This window comes from Leeuwenhoekiella polynyae, assembly GCF_004104075.1.
GTDB lineage: Bacteria > Bacteroidota > Bacteroidia > Flavobacteriales > Flavobacteriaceae > Leeuwenhoekiella > Leeuwenhoekiella polynyae.
The window spans coordinates 434,490-454,087 of sequence record NZ_QOVK01000001.1 but is presented as its reverse complement, the minus strand read 5'-3'; the positions used below and the strand labels follow the sequence as shown (position 1 = coordinate 454,087).

The 19,598-nt window shown below is 37.5% G+C and carries 21 protein-coding genes; 20 read left to right on the top strand and 1 reads right to left on the bottom strand.

Annotated features, from left to right (window positions below):
• The first annotated feature begins 53 nt into the window (after window positions 1-53).
• Window positions 54-998, top strand: coding sequence for an NAD(P)H-dependent flavin oxidoreductase (locus tag DSM02_RS01945; RefSeq protein ID WP_128764062.1), 945 nt, complete (start codon window positions 54-56; stop codon window positions 996-998).
• A 231-nt stretch (window positions 999-1,229) separates the two neighbouring features.
• Here DSM02_RS01945 and DSM02_RS01940 read toward each other — a convergent pair whose 3' ends face one another.
• On the bottom strand, window positions 1,230-2,282 hold the full coding sequence (locus DSM02_RS01940; RefSeq protein ID WP_128764061.1) for a ferredoxin--NADP reductase: 1,053 nt from the start codon (window positions 2,280-2,282) through the stop codon (window positions 1,230-1,232).
• 107 nt (window positions 2,283-2,389) lie between these two features.
• Between DSM02_RS01940 and DSM02_RS01935 the strand changes: the two genes are divergently transcribed.
• The 19 genes from DSM02_RS01935 to DSM02_RS01845 all read left to right on the top strand — a co-directional run bounded on the left by DSM02_RS01935 (window position 2,390) and on the right by DSM02_RS01845 (window position 19,598).
• On the top strand, window positions 2,390-3,859 hold the full coding sequence (locus tag DSM02_RS01935) for a DUF5687 family protein (protein WP_128764060.1): 1,470 nt from the start codon (window positions 2,390-2,392) through the stop codon (window positions 3,857-3,859).
• A 52-nt stretch (window positions 3,860-3,911) separates the two neighbouring features.
• The gene (locus DSM02_RS01930; protein ID WP_128764059.1) at window positions 3,912-4,631 is read left to right on the top strand and encodes an ABC transporter ATP-binding protein; all 720 of its coding nucleotides are present in this window, start codon (window positions 3,912-3,914) and stop codon (window positions 4,629-4,631) included.
• Between the two features lie 83 nt (window positions 4,632-4,714).
• Window positions 4,715-5,365, top strand: coding sequence for an OmpW/AlkL family protein (locus DSM02_RS01925; protein ID WP_128764058.1), 651 nt, complete (start codon window positions 4,715-4,717; stop codon window positions 5,363-5,365).
• Between the two features lie 196 nt (window positions 5,366-5,561).
• Complete coding sequence (gene porW / locus DSM02_RS01920; RefSeq protein WP_128764057.1) at window positions 5,562-8,078, top strand: type IX secretion system periplasmic lipoprotein PorW/SprE; 2,517 nt, start codon at window positions 5,562-5,564, stop codon at window positions 8,076-8,078.
• Complete coding sequence (locus DSM02_RS01915; protein WP_128764056.1) at window positions 8,075-8,482, top strand: bactofilin family protein; 408 nt, start codon at window positions 8,075-8,077, stop codon at window positions 8,480-8,482. The genes porW and DSM02_RS01915 overlap by 4 nt, the downstream gene beginning before the upstream one ends.
• The gene (locus DSM02_RS01910) at window positions 8,451-8,666 is read left to right on the top strand and encodes an AtpZ/AtpI family protein (RefSeq protein WP_073095719.1); all 216 of its coding nucleotides are present in this window, start codon (window positions 8,451-8,453) and stop codon (window positions 8,664-8,666) included. The genes DSM02_RS01915 and DSM02_RS01910 overlap by 32 nt, the downstream gene beginning before the upstream one ends.
• Window positions 8,663-9,061 (top strand): DUF6168 family protein, encoded by a 399-nt coding sequence (locus DSM02_RS01905; RefSeq protein WP_128764055.1) that lies wholly within the window; start codon window positions 8,663-8,665, stop codon window positions 9,059-9,061. The genes DSM02_RS01910 and DSM02_RS01905 overlap by 4 nt, the downstream gene beginning before the upstream one ends.
• Before the next feature lie 90 nt (window positions 9,062-9,151).
• Window positions 9,152-10,339 (top strand): F0F1 ATP synthase subunit A, encoded by a 1,188-nt coding sequence (gene atpB / locus DSM02_RS01900; protein WP_128764054.1) that lies wholly within the window; start codon window positions 9,152-9,154, stop codon window positions 10,337-10,339.
• Between the two features lie 17 nt (window positions 10,340-10,356).
• A complete protein-coding gene (gene atpE / locus DSM02_RS01895) occupies window positions 10,357-10,545 on the top strand; it encodes an ATP synthase F0 subunit C (RefSeq protein ID WP_004569351.1) in 189 nt (62 codons plus the stop codon).
• A gap of 76 nt (window positions 10,546-10,621) precedes the next feature.
• The gene (locus DSM02_RS01890) at window positions 10,622-11,122 is read left to right on the top strand and encodes a F0F1 ATP synthase subunit B (protein ID WP_128764053.1); all 501 of its coding nucleotides are present in this window, start codon (window positions 10,622-10,624) and stop codon (window positions 11,120-11,122) included.
• A 15-nt stretch (window positions 11,123-11,137) separates the two neighbouring features.
• A complete protein-coding gene (gene atpH, locus DSM02_RS01885) occupies window positions 11,138-11,677 on the top strand; it encodes an ATP synthase F1 subunit delta (RefSeq protein ID WP_128764052.1) in 540 nt (179 codons plus the stop codon).
• A 50-nt stretch (window positions 11,678-11,727) separates the two neighbouring features.
• Window positions 11,728-13,308: a F0F1 ATP synthase subunit alpha gene (gene atpA / locus DSM02_RS01880; RefSeq protein WP_128764051.1), complete on the top strand. Its 1,581-nt coding sequence runs from the start codon at window positions 11,728-11,730 to the stop codon at window positions 13,306-13,308.
• Between the two features lie 26 nt (window positions 13,309-13,334).
• Window positions 13,335-13,679, top strand: coding sequence for a four helix bundle protein (locus tag DSM02_RS01875; protein WP_128764050.1), 345 nt, complete (start codon window positions 13,335-13,337; stop codon window positions 13,677-13,679).
• Window positions 13,680-13,709: 30 nt separating this feature from the next.
• Window positions 13,710-14,585 (top strand): ATP synthase F1 subunit gamma, encoded by an 876-nt coding sequence (gene atpG / locus DSM02_RS01870; protein ID WP_128764049.1) that lies wholly within the window; start codon window positions 13,710-13,712, stop codon window positions 14,583-14,585.
• A 146-nt stretch (window positions 14,586-14,731) separates the two neighbouring features.
• Entirely contained in the window at window positions 14,732-15,160 is a 429-nt protein-coding gene (locus DSM02_RS01865) for a hypothetical protein (RefSeq protein WP_128764048.1), read from the top strand.
• Window positions 15,161-15,228: 68 nt separating this feature from the next.
• Complete coding sequence (locus tag DSM02_RS01860; protein WP_128764047.1) at window positions 15,229-16,662, top strand: oligosaccharide flippase family protein; 1,434 nt, start codon at window positions 15,229-15,231, stop codon at window positions 16,660-16,662.
• A 23-nt stretch (window positions 16,663-16,685) separates the two neighbouring features.
• Window positions 16,686-17,120, top strand: a complete 435-nt coding sequence (dut, locus tag DSM02_RS01855; protein WP_128764046.1) for a dUTP diphosphatase — start codon at window positions 16,686-16,688, stop codon at window positions 17,118-17,120.
• A gap of 111 nt (window positions 17,121-17,231) precedes the next feature.
• The gene (locus DSM02_RS01850) at window positions 17,232-18,242 is read left to right on the top strand and encodes a sugar phosphate nucleotidyltransferase (protein WP_128764045.1); all 1,011 of its coding nucleotides are present in this window, start codon (window positions 17,232-17,234) and stop codon (window positions 18,240-18,242) included.
• A 9-nt stretch (window positions 18,243-18,251) separates the two neighbouring features.
• Window positions 18,252-19,598, top strand: coding sequence for a tetratricopeptide repeat protein (locus tag DSM02_RS01845; RefSeq protein WP_128764044.1), 1,347 nt, complete (start codon window positions 18,252-18,254; stop codon window positions 19,596-19,598).

Here is a 19,598-nt window from a genome sequence, read left to right as displayed (position 1 = left end):
AGTGCCAGAAACACAAAAAAGTTTAGGTATCTTCCTTTTCTAATTTTTGTGTTATGAAAACTCCGCTTACGCAACTCTTACAAATTGAGCATCCCATCATTATGGCACCTATGTTTTTGGTTTCTAATGTAGCGATGGTAAAAGCCGCCATGTATGCCGGGATTGCCGGCTGTATCCCAGCTTTAAATTACCGCACAATACCTGAATTACAAGAGGCAATAATAGACTTAAAGACTTCAAAAACGGAGAACGGTGCGTTTGGTTTTAATCTTATTGTAAATAAATCAAACCTTAAGTTTCCAGAGCAACTCGCTGTTTGCTGTGAGTTGGGTTGTGACTTTTTTATTACTTCCTTAGGAAACCCAAAACAAGTGATTGAAGAGGCACACAAAAAAGGAATTCTTGTGTTTTGTGATGTGGTAAATTTAGAGCAGGCAAAAAAAGTAGAAAGCTTAGGTTGTGATGCAGTGATTGCTGTTAACAATGAGGCCGGCGGTCATCGCGGAAGCCTTTCACCTCAAAATTTAATTGAAGAATTGAATCAAGCTCTTAGTATACCGGTGATTTCTGCAGGTGGTGTGGGGACTAAAGCAGAGCTGGAAGAGAAGCTAAAATTTGGTGCAGTTGGCGTGAGTATTGGGAGTCCGTTTATTGCTTCAGAAGAAGCAGGTGTTTCTAATGAATATAAGGAGGCCTGTGTGCAGTATGGAGCTAATGATATCGTACTAACCCAAAAGATTAGCGGAACGCCGTGTACGGTTATTAATACACCTTATGTGCAAGAAATAGGCACCGAGCAAACATGGCTAGAAAAGCTTTTGAATAAAAATAAATGGCTCAAGAAATACGTGAAAATGCTGCGTTTTTTAAAAGGAACCAATATGGTGACTAAAGCCGCTACCGAAGCTACCTATAAAACCGTTTGGGTTGCCGGTCCCACCATAGAGCATAGTAAAGCTATAGAACCAGTGATAAAAATTATTAAACGGTTTGTTTAAATTCTCAAATTATGTCTGATAAAAATTCCAAAAATAGATTCGAGTTTTCGGAAAACTATAAATCAATGATGAACGATATGCTTCTAAAATTAGAAGGAGGAGAACTTGAGTTTACTCCCATAAGCAAGGTGATGGTAAAATATAGCGGATAAGTTCTAACTAAGTAAAAGACCTCAAAAGTTTAAACTTTTGAGGTCTTTTTCAAATTCCCCCTTTGGGGATTAGGGGGCTTTAAATATCATCAAAGTCAACAACCAGATTTGTTGAGGTAGCCAGTGCCTGGCAAGTTAAAATCAATCCTTCTTCAACTTCATCATCAGTTAGAATCTGATTTTTACGCATCACGGCTGTTCCTTCGGTAACGCGAGCAATACAGCTGCTGCAAATACCTCCCTGGCACGAGTGTGGCGCATCAATATCATTATCAAGAGCGGCGTCTAAAATTATTTTATTCTGTGGAATAACCAACTCAAACTCTTCATCGTCACAAATGATTTTTAAATTCGTTTGACCGTCTAAAGCTTCGGCGATCTCTTCACCATCATCAGAAGAGGTAAAAAGTTCAAACTTCACATTTTCTTTAGGAATCTCATTTTCTTGTAGAACTCCACGAACTCCATTTATCATTTCTTCTGGTCCGCATAAAAAGAACTGGTCAAAATCGTGAGATTTAAATTTATTCTTCAATATAAAATTAACCGTTGCTTTTTCTATTCTTCCAAAGTGCGCATCAGTCTCTTGTTTACGGCTGTAGATAAACTCAATAAACAAGCGATCGGGATATTGTAATTGCAACTCCAGAAGTTCTTTGTGAAAGATGGTTTCTTCAACTGTACGGTTTCCGTAAGCGAGAACAAATCTACTTTTAGGTTCTTCTTCTAAAATTGTTTTTACTATTGAAAGTACCGGAGTAATACCGCTTCCTGCAGCAAATGCAGCATAATCTTTAGCATTCTTACCGTTAGGCTCAACAATAAATTTTCCTTCTGGTGGATGCACTTCTAGAGATTGACCTACGGTTAATTTGTTGTTTGCGAGTACAGAAAAGGTTCCGCCTTCAACTTCTTTTACGGCTACTTTTAAATTTCCGCTTTGCGGAGTAGAACATAAGGAATAAGCACGACGAACTTCTTTGCCGTCAATAGTTGTTTTTATCGTGATGTATTGACCGGCTTTAAACGAATAGGTTTTTTTTAACGCGTCTGGAACACCAAAAGTAATGCTTACGGCTTGCTCGGTCTCGCGTGTAATATCTTGTATAGTAAGTGCGTGAAAATCGCTCATTGCTTAAAAATTTTGGCAAAAATACAAAGCAAGACGGTTTTGAGGCGTAACATTTTTATAATTTATGCACTAATGCATTAACTAAAAATCCTAAAAAAACAAAATAGATGATTAAACACTTTATCAATCTGGAATGGAAGAGCTTTTTTAGGTCTGCTGCTTTTCAAACCAATCTGGTTTTAAAAATCTTTATGGCGCTGGGTGCGCTTTATTTTATAGGGATTTTTACGCTTGCCGGAGTAGGTGCTTATTTTGGACTGGAAAAAGCCGGACTTGAACCACTAGAAACCATAAACCGATTTATGATCTATTATGTGGTTCTGGATCTTGTGATAAAATATATGCTTCAAAAAATGCCGGTTGTCAACATCAAGCCCTTGCTGTTGTTGCCTTTTAAAAAGGCTAAAATTGTTGATTTTGCTTTGGGCAAAACCATGCTCTCGTTTTTTAATATCGTACACGCATTTTTCTTTATTCCTTTTAGTGTGGTTTTAATTGGTCAAGGCTATGACCCTGTTCATGTAATTACTTGGCATCTGGGAATGCTGGCAATGATCTACATCAATAATTTTATCAACGTTTTTCTCAATGATGCGATGCCGCTTGTTATTGGTCTGGCATCAGTAATTATTGGAATTGGCGCTTTGCAGTATTACGGTATTTTTGACGTTACACCTTATACAGGAGCTTATTTTCAAGGTTTATTTGAGCAGTTATGGATGTTTGCCATTCCTGTTGTGCTTGCGCTTGTATTGTATAAAGTAGCACACGCGTATTTCTTAAAACGCCTATATCTTGACCAAGGCTTGTCTGCTAAAGCAAAAGAAGCAACTACAGAAAATTTAGATTGGTTAGACCGCTTCGGAAAAACTGCGCTTTTTCTTAAAAATGATATCAAGCTGATTAAACGCAATAAACGCTCTAAAACCACAGTGATTATGAGTGTTGTGTTCTTATTCTACGGATTGCTCTTTTTTACCGGCGGAATAGAAAGCTACGATAATCCGTTTATGAAGATTTTTGCCGGGATATTTGTCACCGGTGGTTTCTTATTCAGTTTTGGGCAGTTTGTTCCCAGCTGGGACAGTTCTTACTACCCGCTAATGATGACTCAAAACATCAGTTATGAAGAATATTTAAAGTCAAAATGGATGCTGGTTGTTATTGCTGCTGGGATTTCTACCATTTTAGGTTTGGGCTATTTGTATTTTGGTTGGGAAGCTTACGCCGCGGTATTCGTTGGCGGAATTTACAATATGGGTGTTAACGGTCACGTGGTGCTTTGGGGTGGTGCGTATATTAAAACTCCAATTGATCTAACGAGTAATAAAAAAGCCTTTGGTGATAGTTCGTCTTTCAATGTAAAAACGTTATTGATCACGATGCCTAAGCTGTTGTTGCCAATAGCTTTGTACGCGATTGGGCATTTTACACTAGGACCTGTATTTGGTTATGCATTAGTAGCTTTAGCCGGAGTTGCCGGTTTTGCATTTAGAGATTTTATGTTCAAAAAAATCATTGGTATTTATAAAGCCGAAAAGTATAAAACCATAGCCGCTTACAAACAGAAAAACTAATGTCCCATCCCTAACCCTTCCCCAAGGGAAGGGAACTATAAAAACTAAAATTATGATACATATACACGACTTATCAAAAACCTACAACGGTGTGACCGTTTTAAAAATAGACGAACTTCATATTCCTAAAGGAGAATCCTTTGGCTTGGTAGGAAATAATGGTGCAGGTAAAACCACATTGTTTAGTGCTTTGCTCGATTTGATCCAACCTACTACCGGATATATTCAAAACGGAGAAGCTAAAGTGAATGAAAGCGAAGCCTGGAAATCGCACACGGCATCTTTTATTGATGAAAGCTTCTTAATAGGCTATCTCACTGCGGAAGAATATTTTTATTTTATTGGTGAACTACGCGGTCAAAATAAAGCTGACGTAGACAAACTACTTGCTGGTTTTGAAGATTTCTTTAATGATGAGATTTTAGGAAAACGCAAATACCTACGCGATCTTTCTAAAGGAAATATGAAGAAAGTGGGTATCGTAGCAACACTAATCGGGAATCCGGAAGTTGTGATTCTAGACGAACCTTTTGCAAATTTGGATCCTACCACACAAATTCGTTTAAAAGGAATCATCAAAAAACTAGCATCAGAAACCGGAGTTACGGTTTTGGTTTCTAGTCATGACCTGATGCACGTTACAGATGTCTGCGAGCGCATCGTAGTACTTGAAAAAGGAAGCGTGGTAAACGACATCAAAACTTCTGAGGCTACACTTAAAGAGCTGGAAGCTTATTTTAGTAAGGAGAGTTTAGGTGTCAATGAAATATAAAAGCTGATTTTTCAACTGATTTTTATCAGTTTTTAGGTTAAATGTTCTCAATAATTTTGGGCAACTTTTAAACATAAAAACAGATGAAAAAAATAATTTTAACAGGTCTTACCGCACTATTTGGTGTGTTAGGAATTCAAGCTCAAGAGACAAAAGCAGATGGTTTAGACAATCCATGGCAGTTTAGAGTACGGGGTGTTTTAGTTGCTCCAGATGAGAGCGCTTCAATAGAAGTAATTGGTGGTGGTACAGATATTTCCACTTCCTTTATTCCAGAATTAGATATTTCGTATTATTTCACAAAGAACTGGTCTTTAGAATTGATTTTAGGAACTACAAAGCACGATGTCAAAGCGGTACATACAGCAGCGGGTGATGTTGATTTAGGCAGTGTATGGTTATTACCGCCTACATTAACATTTCAATACCACGTTACCGAGTTGGGTAATTTTAAACCTTATGTAGGTGCAGGTCTTAACTACACTATTTTTTACAGTTCAAAGTCTGGTTCTGTAATTGATGACGTAGATTATGATAATAGTTTAGGTTATGCGGCTCAGGTAGGTATTGATTATATGATTAGTGATAAATGGTTTATCAACCTCGATGTCAAAAAGCTCTTTTTACAAACAGATGCTACAGTAAATGCAACAACTGCATTAAATGCTACTGTAAATGCTGATGTAGACATAAACCCCTGGTTAATAGGTGTTGGTGTCGGAATTAAATTATAAGCAAAAGATTCAATTATTTCAAAAAGTCTGGTATTTAATGCCGGGCTTTTTTTATGATTAGCAAAAACGATTAAAATGAAATGAATTATTTTAACGTCTTTTTAACCCCTTCATACTAATTTTGCTACTTTGCAGTTATTGCTATATACTCTAAAACGATTTGCAAACTCTGGTACAAAAATTACTCGTTTTTCTAATGATACTGGCTGTTCTTGTGGGGTGCTCCCGCAAGAAAGACAAGTTTTTGTCGCGTAATTTTCACGCGATAACGGCTGAGTATAACATACTTTTTAACGGGCGGCAAGCCTTTGAGGAAGGTCGTGATGCACTTATTAATGGTTATCAAGATAATTTCTGGGCTATTTTACCCATTGAGCGTTTAGATTCACCAGATTTTATTCCTCTACCGGGAGAAGCTAAAGATCCCAGTTTTGAACGTTCTGAAGAAAAAGCTATTAAAGCCATACAAAAACACAGTATGGAAATTAACGGCACCGAGCGGAATCCTCAAATAGATGAGGCTTTTATGCTACTTGGTAAATCCCGTTATTACGATTTGCGCTTTGTGCGCGCTCTGGAAGCTTTCAACTATATCTTAGCGTATTATCCTGCGAGTAACACTATTGCACAAGCCAAAATTTGGAAGGCAAAAACCAATTTACGTTTAGAGAAAACCAAAATTGCAATAGAAAGCTTGCACAAACTTCTTGAAGAAGAAGACGCGTTAGATCGTCAGGATTTTGCTGATGCTTCAGCGATGTTGGCACAAGGGTATATTTATGAAGATCGCCTGGATAGCGCATTGGTTTATATTGAAAAAGCCGCTTATCTTACCCGTAAGAGTGAAGAAAAAGGTAGATATTATTTTATAAAAGGGCAATTGTATGACGTGATAGGTCAGAACCAATTGGCCAATGCAAATTATGATAAAGTAATCGATTTGAACCGTCGTTCACCACGCCGGTATATGATTAATGCCTACATCAATAAAATCCGGAATTTTGACTACGAAACTCAGGATCAGGAACAACTTTTTGAATTGCTTACAGCTTTAGAAGAAAACCGCGAGAACCGCCCCTATTTAGATATCATTCAGAATCAATTTGCAGAATTTTACCGCAATGTAGGGCGTGAAGATTCCGCAGTTGCGTATTACAACAAATCGATCGCTTCTCAAGGCGAAGACAAATACCTCACGTCACGTAATTATTTAAGTCTGGGAGATCTTAATTTTAATAATTCAGAATATATTACAGCAGGAGCTTACTACGATAGTACGCTTGCTTTTGTACCTGAAAAAACGCGTGAATATCGCAGTATCAATAAAAAGCGTGAAAATCTTAGCGACGTGATTCTCTATGAAGGTCTCGCTACCCGCAACGACAGTATTTTAAATCTTGTTAAGATGAATGATGCTGATCGTTTAGCCTATTTTGAAGGTTATATAGCAAAGTTAAAAGAGCAAAAAGCAAAAGATTCTATCGCAGCTGAGGTTGCTGAAGCTACTTTGGCTAACAACGAATTTTTTGTGGCAGATAACAATAACAGTCCACCATCTGCAAGCGGATTTTATTTTTATAGTCCGGTGCAAATAGCTCAGGGTAAACTTGATTTTAAAACCCGCTGGGGAAACCGCCCTAACGAAGACAACTGGAGATTTTCTGATAAGCAGGCAAGCGCATTGGAGCAAAATGAGATTGCCGGAGAAGAAGATTTGCTTGAGACAGCAGAGAACGGTTTGTATAATGCAGACAATTATATTAGTAAAATTCCTTCAGAAAAACCTATAATAGACAGTATTAGTACGGAGCGTAATTTTGCTTATTATCAGCTTGGTTTGATTTATAAAGAAAAATTGAGAGAACCTATTTTAGCAATAGATCGTTTAGAGCGTTTATTACTTAATGACCCTGAAGAGCGTTTAGTGCTTCCGGCTAAATACAATTTGTATCAACTTTATGAAGCGCAGGGAGATGCTTTCAACAGTGATAAATACAAGTTTGATATCCTTCAGAATTATGCAGATACACGTTATGCCAGTATAATTAGAAATCCTAATGAGGCTTTAAGTCAGGATGAAGATAGTCCTGAAGTGTTGTATAACAAATTGTACCAGAGTTTTGAAAATCAGCAGTACGCTGATGTGATATCAAAGGCAGACAGCTATATAGATGAGTTTGCAGGAGATGCTTTTATTCCAAAATTTGAGCTGCTAAAAGCAACTGCGATAGGCCGTTATCAAGGTTATGAGGCTTATGAGGATGCTTTAAATTATGTAGCACTCAATTACCCCAATCAAGAAGAAGGTAAAAAAGCAAAAGAGCTTTTAGATAAAGCTTTACCTCAATTGAAGAGCAAAAATTTTGTAGCTGATACCGAAGCTAAAAACTACAAGTTATTGTATGAGTTTAAAGCCAATCAGCGCGATTCAATTGGTAAAACACGCGATTCTATAAGTAGTTATTTAACAAAAAATAATCTAGGTGATATAAGCGTTTCTCAAGATGTTTACAACAGTGAGATTAGTTTTCTGACCATTCACGGTTTTAAGTCTAAAGTCGAAGCCTTATATTTTAAGGAACGGTTGATAGAAGCAAAATTGCTAGCGCGAAAAGAAGAGCAAGAGCCGGTTGTGATAAGTTCTGCAAACTACAGAATTATACAGCTGCATAAAAATATAGATGCATATCAAAATTTAGAATCAGAACAATGAGAAAAGACAGATCTGCAAAACTTCCGGAAGGAGGAAACAAACAAAACAGAATCAGTGAAGGGACGTCTATTGTAGGTGAAATTAAATCTGAAGGTGACTTTAGAATAGACGGCAAACTCGAAGGAAAAATTGAAAGTACCGGCAAAGTAGTAATTGGTAAAAATGGTCTCCTGAAGGGAACATTGATTTGTAAAGAAGCTGATCTTGAAGGTACTGTAGATGGCAACCTCAATGTCGAGGGTTTATTAAATTTGAGAGCATCTGCTGTAGTAAAAGGTGATGTTGCTACGGGTAGGTTAGCGATAGAGCCGGGTGCCGACTTTAATGCGAGCTGTAATATGGGTAACGGCGTAAAAAATCTAAGCAACAACGATGTCAGAAAAGAAGCCGGAAAGTCCGCTTAAGAGCTGGGCAAAATTTTCGACCATAGCTATACAGATGGGTGTAACCATTTATCTGGGTAATCTTTTTGGAGCCTGGTTAGACCGTAAATTTGAAACCACATTTTTAGAGCCTGTCGTGTCACTAATAGCTGTTTTCTTGTCTATGTATGTCATCATACGTGCCGTAAAAAGCCTTAATTCATGAATCTTACAAAACCATTAACAACAGCTGCCTTGATTATCGTGGCTTTAGGTGTTGTTTTTTATTTTTTACATCTGGGTGTTTTAGACCTGCTTGATATAGAATTGCCTTATAATTTGCTCAACTTTTATCTTTTTGGAGCGATTAGTAGTTTAATCATATGCCTAACATTTATAACGCTTCCTGAGTTGCTTCCGGAGCTTCACGATAAGCTGGGATTTATGTTTTTGTTTTCCATTTTTGCAAAACTCTTTTTACTGGCGTTAATTTTTAAGAATCTACTTTTTTCAGATACAGTTTTTACGAGAATGGAACGCCTTAGTATGCTGATACCCATATTTATATTCTTAATTTATGAGGTCTTGGTAATTGTTAAAATCTTAAAAAAACATTCTTAAGTCTATTTCTTGATAAAAAAGGTGCATTTGTGAATAAAATGTTTAGTTTTGCACCAAATTTTAGCAAGCCTGATTTTTTAAAAAACTATAATGAAGATAACTTCTTTACCCATTCATTTTCTAGCTGTTATCAGTTTTCTATTGTGTGGATCACTGATAAATGCACAAGAGCATAGTGTCGCGGAAGCCAATGACGAAGGACCTGTTAATACACAACAGGAAATTACCGATTACACTAATCATCACTTAAAGGATTCTCACGATTTTCACTTGTTCTCTTATCAGGGAAGCGATGGGGAGCGTCATAGTGTGGGTTTTTCACTGCCAATAATTTTATGGGCAAGTAATGGTCCTGTAGCTTTTATGTCTTCAGAATTTCATCACGATATTGATGGGGAAGTAGTAGTAAAAAAGGGCGGAAGCCGTTTTGTTAATCTTCACGATAAAATTTATGAATTAGAAGAAGGAGCAGATGCAATTGTGATGGGAGAAGATCACCATCCTGAAAATGCACACAAGCCTTTTGATCTATCAATTACAAAGAGCGTATTGGGTATTCTGGTAGTTGGTTTACTATTGATTTTCTGGTTCGCTTCTTTAGGAAAGCAATACAAAAAGAAAAAAATACCAACTGGATTTGGTCGTATATTAGAGCCTTTGGTTATTTATGTGCGCGATGAGATTGCGCGTCCTAACATTGGGGAACATAAATACCGTAAGTATATGGGCTTCTTGCTCACGGTATTTTTCTTTATTTGGGTTTCTAACCTATTAGGGATGACGCCATTTGGTTTCAATATTACCGGTCAAATAGCAGTAACAGTTTGTTTAGCATTATTTACATTTTTTATAGTACAATTTAGCGGTAACAAAGATTACTGGAAACACATTTTCTGGATGCCAGATGTGCCCGTAATTATGAAAATCATTTTAATACCTATCGAAGTTTTAGGTATGTTAACCAAGCCTTTTTCCCTTCTTATTCGTTTGTTCGCAAACATCACCGCAGGTCACGTGGTGGTAATGGGATTAATTGCCTTAATGATTACATTAAAAGCCCAGTTTGGCGCTGTAGGTTCTACAGGATTATCTCTGGTTCTTACCTTGTTCATCTCGGTTATTGAAATATTAGTTGCATTCTTGCAAGCATTCATCTTTACGATGCTATCTGCATTGTTCATCGGGATGGCCGTGGCAGAACACGATCATCACCATGAGCATGACGCAGCGGGTCACGAGATAGATGATGTAGAGGATGTAAGAGAAGAGTTTGTTTAATTTTTAAATCAATTGTTATGTACAATTTAATTGGAGCTGGATTAATCGTTATCGGTGGAGGTATCGGACTAGGACAAATCGGTGGTAAAGCGATGGAAGGTATCGCGCGTCAACCTGAAGCGGCTGGTAAGATTCAAACTGCGATGATTATCATTGGTGCACTTTTAGAAGGTCTTGCTTTCGGTGCGTTGATCTTAGGTAAATAATCATAGCTTAAACAACTAAGCAATTCCTGTAACGGTTGGTTACAGGAGTTGTTTTATTTAAAACATTAAATTAAAGATGGATCAATTATTAAATGATTTTTCTCCGGGCTTGTTTGTTATGCAAGCTGTTATTTTATTAATCCTCATCTTATTGATGAAGAAGTTCGCCTGGAAACCTATTTTAAACTCACTTGATGAGCGTGAGCAAGGTATTCAAGGAGCATTAGAAGCTGCAGAAAAAGCGCGTTTGGAGATGAAAAATCTTCAGGCAGATAACGAGAAAGCTTTGCAAGAAGCACGTATTGAGCGTGATGCTATGTTAAAAGAAGCTCGTGAGATCAGAACAAAGATGATCTCAGAAGCTGAAGATGATGCAAAATCACAAGCTGATAAAATCATTACTCAGGCTCAGGAAGCTATCGCTGCAGAAAAACGTGCAGCTGTGGCAGAACTTAAAAGTCAGGTAGCAGAATTGTCTTTAGAGATTGCTGAAAAAGTGGTTAAAGACGAACTTTCTGATAAGAAAAAACAAATGCAGTATGTAGAAAAAATGCTGCAAGACGCTACCCTTAACTAATAAAACCAGCAGTTCATGTCTTCAAGAGCAGCAATACGTTATGCAAAAGCAATTCTAGATCAGGCCAAAGATAAAGGTACTGAAGAAGTTGTTTTTGGTAATATGAAATCTATTGATGCGACACTAAGTGCTAGTAAAGAATTACGCAGTGTGCTTAAGAGTCCGGTTATTAAAGCTGAAGATAAAAGAGCTTCTCTAAACGCTATTTTTGCAGGATATGATCCCAGCACTTTAGGCTTAATCGAACTTTTAGTAGATAAAAAGCGTACCTCTCTTTTAGGTCAGGTAGCAAAAAGTTATTTAGACCTTTACAATGCGTCTAAAGGAATTATAGTAGCTCACGTTACAACAGCTGTAGAACTTGATTCTAGTTTAGAATCTAAAGTTTTGGCTAAAGTAAAAGAGCTTACAAACAGTACCGAAGTAACCTTAGAACATCACATAGATTCCAGCATTATAGGTGGGTTTATTCTTCGTGTAGGAGATGTACAGTACGATGCAAGTATAGATAATCAACTGGCAAGCGTACAAAAAGAATTTAGTAAACGTTTATAATTACAACTTAGCTTTGAGTTGTATCAAAGCTTACTTAGATATCAAACAAAATGGCAGAAGTAAAACCAGCTGAAGTTTCAACAATTTTAAAGAAACAACTTTCAGGCTTTGAAGCATCAGCTTCATTAGATGAGGTAGGAACAGTACTCACCGTAGGTGATGGTATTGCCCGTGTTTATGGTCTTTCTAACGCACAATACGGAGAACTCGTATCATTTGACGGAGGTCTTGAAGGTATTGTATTGAACTTAGAAGAAGATAACGTAGGGGTTGTACTCTTAGGTCCTTCTAAAGAAGTAAAAGAAGGTGCTACAGTAAAACGTACACAACGTATTGCTTCTATTAATGTAGGTGAAGGTATTGTAGGTCGTGTAGTAAACACGCTAGGTCAGCCTATAGACGGTAAAGGTGCTATACAAGGAGAGACATATGAGATGCCATTAGAGCGTAAAGCCCCTGGTGTAATCTATCGTCAGCCGGTAAATGAGCCGCTTCAAACAGGTATCAAATCTATTGATGCAATGATCCCGGTAGGTCGTGGTCAGCGTGAGCTAGTTATTGGTGACCGTCAGACTGGTAAGACTACCGTTTGTATCGATACCATTTTAAATCAAAAAGAATTTTATGATGCAGGTGAGCCTGTTTACTGTATCTATGTTGCTGTAGGTCAGAAAGCTTCTACCGTTGCAGGTATTGCTAACGTTCTTGAAGAAAAGGGAGCTTTAGCATATACTACTATTGTAGCTGCAAATGCATCAGATCCTGCTCCTATGCAGGTATATGCTCCTTTTGCAGGTGCTGCAATTGGTGAGTACTTTAGAGATACAGGTCGTCCTGCTTTGATCATCTATGATGATTTATCTAAGCAAGCGGTTGCATATCGTGAGGTATCACTTTTATTACGTCGTCCACCCGGTCGTGAAGCATATCCTGGTGATGTTTTCTTCTTACACTCTCGTTTATTAGAGCGTGCTGCAAAAGTTATTGCAGATGATGATATTGCAAAAAACATGAATGATCTTCCTGATAGTTTAAAACCTATCGTAAAAGGTGGTGGTTCATTAACTGCACTTCCTATCATTGAGACACAAGCAGGTGACGTTTCTGCGTATATCCCTACTAACGTAATTTCGATTACTGATGGTCAGATTTTCTTAGATGGTGACTTGTTTAACTCAGGTGTACGTCCCGCGATTAATGTAGGTATTTCGGTATCACGTGTAGGTGGATCAGCACAGATTAAATCTATGAAGAAAGTTTCTGGTACTCTTAAATTAGACCAGGCTGCTTTCCGAGAATTAGAAGCTTTTGCTAAGTTTGGTTCAGACCTTGATGCTGCTACTTTAAGCGTAATTGAAAAAGGGAAACGTAACGTAGAGATCTTAAAGCAAGCTGAGAATACACCATACACCGTAGAAGATCAGATTGCTATTATTTATGCAGGTTCAAAGAACTTATTGCGTAATGTGCCTATCGATAAAGTAAAAGCATTTGAGACAGACTATCTTGAATTCTTGAATGCTAAGCACAGAGACGTTTTAGATACTTTAAAAGCAGGTAAATTAACAGACGAAGTTATCGATACGCTGACTACTGTTGCAAATGACCTTGCTTCTCGATATAAGAAGTAATTCTTAATTCTGAATGGAGAATTAAGATGGCATATGTTCCTCGAAATAATGCAATTGTTGATAAGTCATTTCATTTTGCTTGTGATATAGTTATTTATACACAATCGTTGAAATCAAATGGATTCTATGAAATAGGAGGTCAGCTTTTAAAATCAGGAACAAGTATTGGAGCTAATATAAGGGAATCTCAAAGAGCTGTTAGCACTAAAGATTTTAAAAATAAGTTGGGTATCGCTTTAAAAGAAGCAGAAGAAACTCAATATTGGATGCAAATTATAGAACACACCGGGATAGCTAGTGTTCCACAAGAGCTTCCGGGAAATTGTGAGGAGTTAATAAAGTTATTGGTTAGTATAATCAAAAATTCATAATTCCAAATTCAACATTTTGAATTAAAAAAAATGGCAAATTTAAAGGAAATACGTAACCGAATTTCATCAGTATCTTCTACGATGCAGATCACCAGTGCTATGAAAATGGTGTCTGCTGCAAAATTGAAGAAGGCTCAGGATGCTATTACAGCTATGCGCCCGTATTCTGATAAATTGACCGAGTTACTTCAAAATCTTAGCGCTTCGATGGAAGGGGATAGCGGGAGCCGTTTTGCAGAAGAACGACCTGTAGAAAAAGTACTTGTAGTAGCGATCTCTTCTAACAGAGGTCTTGCAGGAGCTTTTAACTCTAACATTGTTAAAGAAGCTAAGAACATTGCAGCTAATGTCTATGCAGGTAAAGAAGTTCACTTTCTAACCTTGGGAAAAAAAGCAAATGATATTCTTAAAAAAACACATACGGTTGTTTTTAACGACACTGTGATTTTTGATGATTTGACTTTTGAAAACGTAGAGGAAATTGCAGAACGTGTTATGAACCTTTTTGTTGAAGGTACTTACGATAAAGTAGAATTGCTTTACAACTCATTTAAAAATGCAGCAACACAGATTGTAACTCGTGAGCAATTTCTACCTATTGTTCCTTTAAAAGAGCAATTTGAAGATGTAACACCTGAAAATACTTCAGACTATATTTTTGAGCCTTCTAAAGAAGAGATAGTTAAGCAGCTTATTCCTAAAGCGTTAAAAACACAATTTTTTAAAGGAATCAGAGATTCTGTTGCTAGTGAGCATGGTGCGCGTATGACTGCTATGCACAAAGCAACTGATAATGCTACCGAGTTGAGAAATCAGCTTAAGTTGACTTACAACAAAGCACGTCAGGCTGCGATTACCAATGAAATCCTTGAGATCGTAGGTGGTGCAGAAGCATTAAATAATTAGAAACTATTTTATTTCATATCTTAAAGCCTTGCAATTGCAAGGCTTTTTTTGATTTACTCGATTATCAATATTGCATAACTAAGATTATTTAGTATTAACCCGTACAATCGGATTCCCTATAAAGCGTTTGTTATATAAAAGTATATATGATTTACAGAGCATCTTTTTTCCTTCTTTTGATTCTAAATATCTCTTGTGGAGGTAGTAGCGAATTAGTGAAGAACCCTCCATTTAAAGTCGATAAAACACAAACAAAAGCTGAGAAGCCTGATAAAGTTCAGGTTGTTTTTGATGTTTCAGAATTACCTGCTGATGTAGTTTTTAAAGACCTATATTTTCAGAATAAAAAATCACGCGTTCTTTGGGATAGTAGAGCTACTTATTATGCTACATTTTCAAATGCTAAAGTAAACTCAGAAGATCGTGTTCTTTCTGCTGATAGAGCACAGGAAGCTAATAATCCCTTACCTCAAGTGCCTGTTAAACCACCTTATAAAATTTCAGAAAATCAAGCCTTATTGAATTATCAAGTAAAGGATAAAACTTTTTTCACCATACTTGAGCTTAACCCATAACAGTAAGGTGTAAACAACTTCTGCTGAATTAATATAACTCCTTTTAGAACTATTTAAATCCCTTTTTTTTGAGTGTACTGAAACGTTTTGTAAAAGATACAGCGGTCTATGGTCTGGCAACTATACTGCCGCGTATTATGAATATATTCCTGGTTTATTTGCATACCGATAAAGTGGACACGACCGGTTATGCAGGTATAACTTCTTTTTATATTGGAGCTGCTTTTCTTAACGTATTGCTCACCTATGGGATGGAAACTGCATTTTTTCGGTTCTTTTCAAACTATGAAGATAAACAACGTGTTTACAGTACGGTTTTAATTGCACTTACCACAACTACACTTTTCGCTCTTGGAATTCTTTGGTTGTTGAGAGCACCTATTACAGAAGCTTTAGAGCTCCCTTCATCGTATTTTGCATATCTAGTAGGGGTTGTAATACTTGATGCGCTGGTTGTCGCTCCTTTTGCCTATCTGAGAGCAAAAGGCAAAGCCTTAAAGTTTGCGGGTATTAAATTGGTCAATTTGGCAATATATGTTTTGCTCAATGTGGTTTTGCTTTGGGCAATACCACACTTTAATTTAAATTTCAGCTGGTACGACTCAAGGGAATTACTTACCTACGTTTTTATCGCAAATCTTGCTGCAAGTGCGGTAACTTTTTTATTGATCGCTCCAGACTTCTTTAAAATCAAACTGGTTTTTGACCGAAAACTCTTTGGTGAACTCTGGCAGTACGGCTGGCCGGTTCTTGTTGCGGGTCTTGCATTTGTAGTCAATGAGAACTTAGATAAATTGATGCTGGGTGATATGCTAGACAAAGACATTATGGGTGCTTATTCCGGGTGCTATAAACTGGCGGTATTTATGACCATTTTTATTCAGGCGTTTAGATTGGGAGCAGAACCGTTTTTCTTCAATCATGCTAAAAATAAAAATGCTCCTGTAACCTATGCGACTATTCTAAAATACTTTGTCATCGTTGGTGCTGGAGGTTTGCTGATTATAGTGTGCTTTATAGATATTTTTAAAGATATTTTAATTGGCGATCCTGATTACTTTAAAGCTTTAGAGATTGTACCGTATATACTTTTAGCAAATCTCTTTTTAGGTATTTATCACAATTTGGCGGTGTGGTACAAGCTAACAGACAGAACACATTACGGAATGTACTTTTCAGTATTGGGAGCAGCACTTACCATTGGGTTAAACTGGTATTTTATACCAATTATTGGTTTTATGGCTTCAGCATATGCTACAGTTGCGGCTTATGGCGTGATGATGTTGATTTCGTACTTTTACGGTCAAAAATATTATCATATTCCGTATAACGTTTCCCGCATCGGGCTGTATCTTTTTGTAGCGACAGCCGGAGCATTAGTTTCGTTTTACGTATTTAGAGTAAATTATATCGTGAGCACGCTGTTGATTCTGGCTTTTGTAAGTCTCATTTTCTTTTTAGAAAAGACCGAATTGAAAAGCATTTTAAACCGAAATAAATAGCAGCTCTTTAAATCAAGCACAGTATGCAAATAAATATCATCAATAAATCGAGTCACGATTTACCTCATTATGAGACCGAAGCTTCAGCAGGAATGGACCTCAGAGCAGTTTTGGATGCTCCGGTAACTTTAAAACCCTTGGAGCGAGCCATTATAAAAACCGGTTTGTTTATCGAATTGCCGGTAGGCATCGAAGCTCAGGTAAGACCGCGTAGTGGTCTTGCAGCAAAAAAAGGAATCACCGTTCTTAATGCTCCGGGAACCATTGATGCGGATTATCGCGGTGAAATAGGAGTGATCTTAGTGAACCTTTCTAATGAAGATTTTACGGTAGAAAGCGGTGAGCGTATCGCACAGTTAGTTATCGCAAAACATGAGCGAGCAGATTGGAATGAAGTTGAAGTACTCAGCGAAACGGTACGCGGAGCCGGTGGTTTTGGAAGTACTGGTACTAAATAATAAATATCTATTTTTCTTTTTCGCTAAGGCGGAAAACTAACAAGCAAAACTTTTTCACCAGATGAGTTTTGTATAAACCTTCCTTTTACAGGGAAAAACCAGAAACAAAAGATGAAAATCATTGTCCCCATGGCAGGTCGCGGTTCGCGACTACGTCCACATACCTTAACCGTCCCAAAACCTTTGATTCCTATTGCGGGTAAACCTATTGTTCAGCGACTGGTTGAAGATATTGCCCACGTTTTAGAAGAAAACATTGAAGAAATCGCGTTTGTGATCGCAGAAGACTTTGGCGCTGAAACCGAAAAAAATCTCAAGCAAATCGCTCAAAGTTTAGGTGCTAAAGGAACTATTTATTATCAGGACAAACCTTTGGGAACCGGCCACGCGATTATGTGTGCTCAGGATTCGTTAAGCGGACCTTGTGTTATTGCATATGCAGACACACTCTTCAGAGCAGATTTTACGTTAGATAAAGAAGCAGATAGTGTGATCTGGGTTAAACAGGTTAAAAACCCGGAGGCTTATGGTGTGGTTTCACTTAATGAGCAAAACGATATTGTAGGACTTGTTGAGAAACCTATAGATTTTGTTTCAGACTTGGCGGTTATTGGCATTTATTATTTTAAGGATGGCGCTATTCTTAAAAATGAATTGCAGGCTGTTTTAGATGCTAAATTGATGCACGGTGGCGAATACCAGATCAATGACGGTATCAAGCAAATGCAGGTTAAAGGCTATACCTTTAAACCCGGCAAAATCGATGAGTGGATGGACTGCGGAAACAAAAATGTTACTGTTGAAACAAACGGAAGAATGCTTCAGTTTTTACATAAGGAAGGGGAGCATATGGTTTCAACTTCGGCTAAATTAGAGAATGCTTCGGTAATTCCACCTTGTTTTATTGGCGATGATGCGGTGATAAAAGATTCAACAATTGGCCCTAATGTTTCGGTAGGTGAAGGAACAGTAATAGAGAACAGTACAATATCAGAAAGTTTAATTCAGACTTTTAGTGAAATTACTAACGCGCAGTTAAAAAACGCGATGATAGGTAATTATGCTAAATTCGATGGTAACTTTACAGCAATCAGCATCGGAGATTATTCAGAGCTGATTTAATTTATAAAGATGAAAGCATTTATAATCTTGTTGATCACTTTGTTGTTTTCGCCGTTGGCGGAAGCGCAAGAGCCTAATCCTTTACAAGATGTAAATGTGGATGATCTTGAAGATGTTACAGATGATTTTCAGGAGTCTTTTTTTGAAGCTTTAAAGCAGAAAGGAATCGAGAATTACGACCGGGCGATTGCAGCTTTAGATAAATGCATAGCCTTACGCCCGCAAGAACCCATTCTCTATTTTGAAAAAGGAAAAAACGAAGCAGCTCTGGGTAATGTTCAGGAAGCCGAAAATAATTACCTAAAAGCCTTACAGCTCAAACCGAATCAACGCGATATGATGGAAAGCCTTTATGAGGTTTATTATGCACGTCAGGATTTTGATAAGGCGATAGATTTGGTGCAGGATCTGGTAAAATTTGATATCAGATATAAAGAAGATTTAGCACGAATTTATGTTCGTAAAGGGGCTTTTGAAAAAGCACTTACTGTTCTGGATGAGTTGGATGACAATTTGGGTAAAGATGCCTACCGCAGCCAGATAAGAGAGCAGGCGCTGGCACTGAGTGGAGGTGATGTTAAAGAGCGTGTGCTTCTAAAAGAGATTGATGCAGACCCTGAGAATGAGCAAAATTACCTCAATCTCATTTATGTTTACAGCGAGCAAGGCAATACTGATAAAGCTTATGTAATCGCTCAGCGTTTATTAAAGATAAATCCTAAAGCAGATGCTGTGCATTTGGCGCTTTATAAATTCCATTTAGAGAATGGTGACGTACAGCAAGCCTTCAATTCTTTAGAGAAGGTGATGAAAAGCAGCCGCATTGAACCCAAAGCAAAACACAGCGTTCTAAACGATTTTCTGATCTATGTGGATAGAAACCCTGAGTATGAACCGGAACTGGAACAGGCGATCGCTTTATTTTCTTCGGAAGAACAAACCGATGTAAATGAAGAACTGGGTGCTTACTATTTAAAAAATAAAGATAGCACAAAGGCGTTATCGTACTACGAAGCTGCTTACAAAAAAGATGTTTCAGATATTAATGTTTTGCGTAATCTGATTATGTTGCAACTTCAGGCTAGTCAGTTTGATAAGGCTGCTGCACTTAGCGAGGAGGCACTTATGCTATACCCGGCTCAGGCTTTATTTTATTTAGTATACGGTGTTGCTCAAAATGGACTAGGCAATACAAAAGAAGCTGCAGATTATTTGGAAATGGGTTTGGATTACATCATTGACAACCCAAAGATGCAAGCTGATTTTTATAGTGAACTGGCACGCGCTTATGATAAATTAGGTAACGCGGCTAAAGCTGCAGATTACCGTAAACGCCTTACAAATTTGACACAATAA

Bases quoted from the DNA above. Each gene is read 5' to 3' on its own strand.
- DSM02_RS01945 (WP_128764062.1), top strand. From the start codon at position 54: ATGAAAACTCCGCTTACGCAACTCTTACAAATTGAGCATCCCATCATT.
- DSM02_RS01940 (WP_128764061.1), bottom strand. From the start codon at position 2,282: ATGAGCGATTTTCACGCACTTACTATACAAGATATTACACGCGAGACC.
- DSM02_RS01935 (WP_128764060.1), top strand. From the start codon at position 2,390: ATGATTAAACACTTTATCAATCTGGAATGGAAGAGCTTTTTTAGGTCT.
- DSM02_RS01930 (WP_128764059.1), top strand. From the start codon at position 3,912: ATGATACATATACACGACTTATCAAAAACCTACAACGGTGTGACCGTT.
- DSM02_RS01925 (WP_128764058.1), top strand. From the start codon at position 4,715: ATGAAAAAAATAATTTTAACAGGTCTTACCGCACTATTTGGTGTGTTA.
- porW (WP_128764057.1), top strand. From the start codon at position 5,562: ATGATACTGGCTGTTCTTGTGGGGTGCTCCCGCAAGAAAGACAAGTTT.
- DSM02_RS01915 (WP_128764056.1), top strand. From the start codon at position 8,075: ATGAGAAAAGACAGATCTGCAAAACTTCCGGAAGGAGGAAACAAACAA.
- DSM02_RS01910 (WP_073095719.1), top strand. From the start codon at position 8,451: ATGTCAGAAAAGAAGCCGGAAAGTCCGCTTAAGAGCTGGGCAAAATTT.
- DSM02_RS01905 (WP_128764055.1), top strand. From the start codon at position 8,663: ATGAATCTTACAAAACCATTAACAACAGCTGCCTTGATTATCGTGGCT.
- atpB (WP_128764054.1), top strand. From the start codon at position 9,152: ATGAAGATAACTTCTTTACCCATTCATTTTCTAGCTGTTATCAGTTTT.
- atpE (WP_004569351.1), top strand. From the start codon at position 10,357: ATGTACAATTTAATTGGAGCTGGATTAATCGTTATCGGTGGAGGTATC.
- DSM02_RS01890 (WP_128764053.1), top strand. From the start codon at position 10,622: ATGGATCAATTATTAAATGATTTTTCTCCGGGCTTGTTTGTTATGCAA.
- atpH (WP_128764052.1), top strand. From the start codon at position 11,138: ATGTCTTCAAGAGCAGCAATACGTTATGCAAAAGCAATTCTAGATCAG.
- atpA (WP_128764051.1), top strand. From the start codon at position 11,728: ATGGCAGAAGTAAAACCAGCTGAAGTTTCAACAATTTTAAAGAAACAA.
- DSM02_RS01875 (WP_128764050.1), top strand. From the start codon at position 13,335: ATGGCATATGTTCCTCGAAATAATGCAATTGTTGATAAGTCATTTCAT.
- atpG (WP_128764049.1), top strand. From the start codon at position 13,710: ATGGCAAATTTAAAGGAAATACGTAACCGAATTTCATCAGTATCTTCT.
- DSM02_RS01865 (WP_128764048.1), top strand. From the start codon at position 14,732: ATGATTTACAGAGCATCTTTTTTCCTTCTTTTGATTCTAAATATCTCT.
- dut (WP_128764046.1), top strand. From the start codon at position 16,686: ATGCAAATAAATATCATCAATAAATCGAGTCACGATTTACCTCATTAT.
- DSM02_RS01850 (WP_128764045.1), top strand. From the start codon at position 17,232: ATGAAAATCATTGTCCCCATGGCAGGTCGCGGTTCGCGACTACGTCCA.
- DSM02_RS01845 (WP_128764044.1), top strand. From the start codon at position 18,252: ATGAAAGCATTTATAATCTTGTTGATCACTTTGTTGTTTTCGCCGTTG.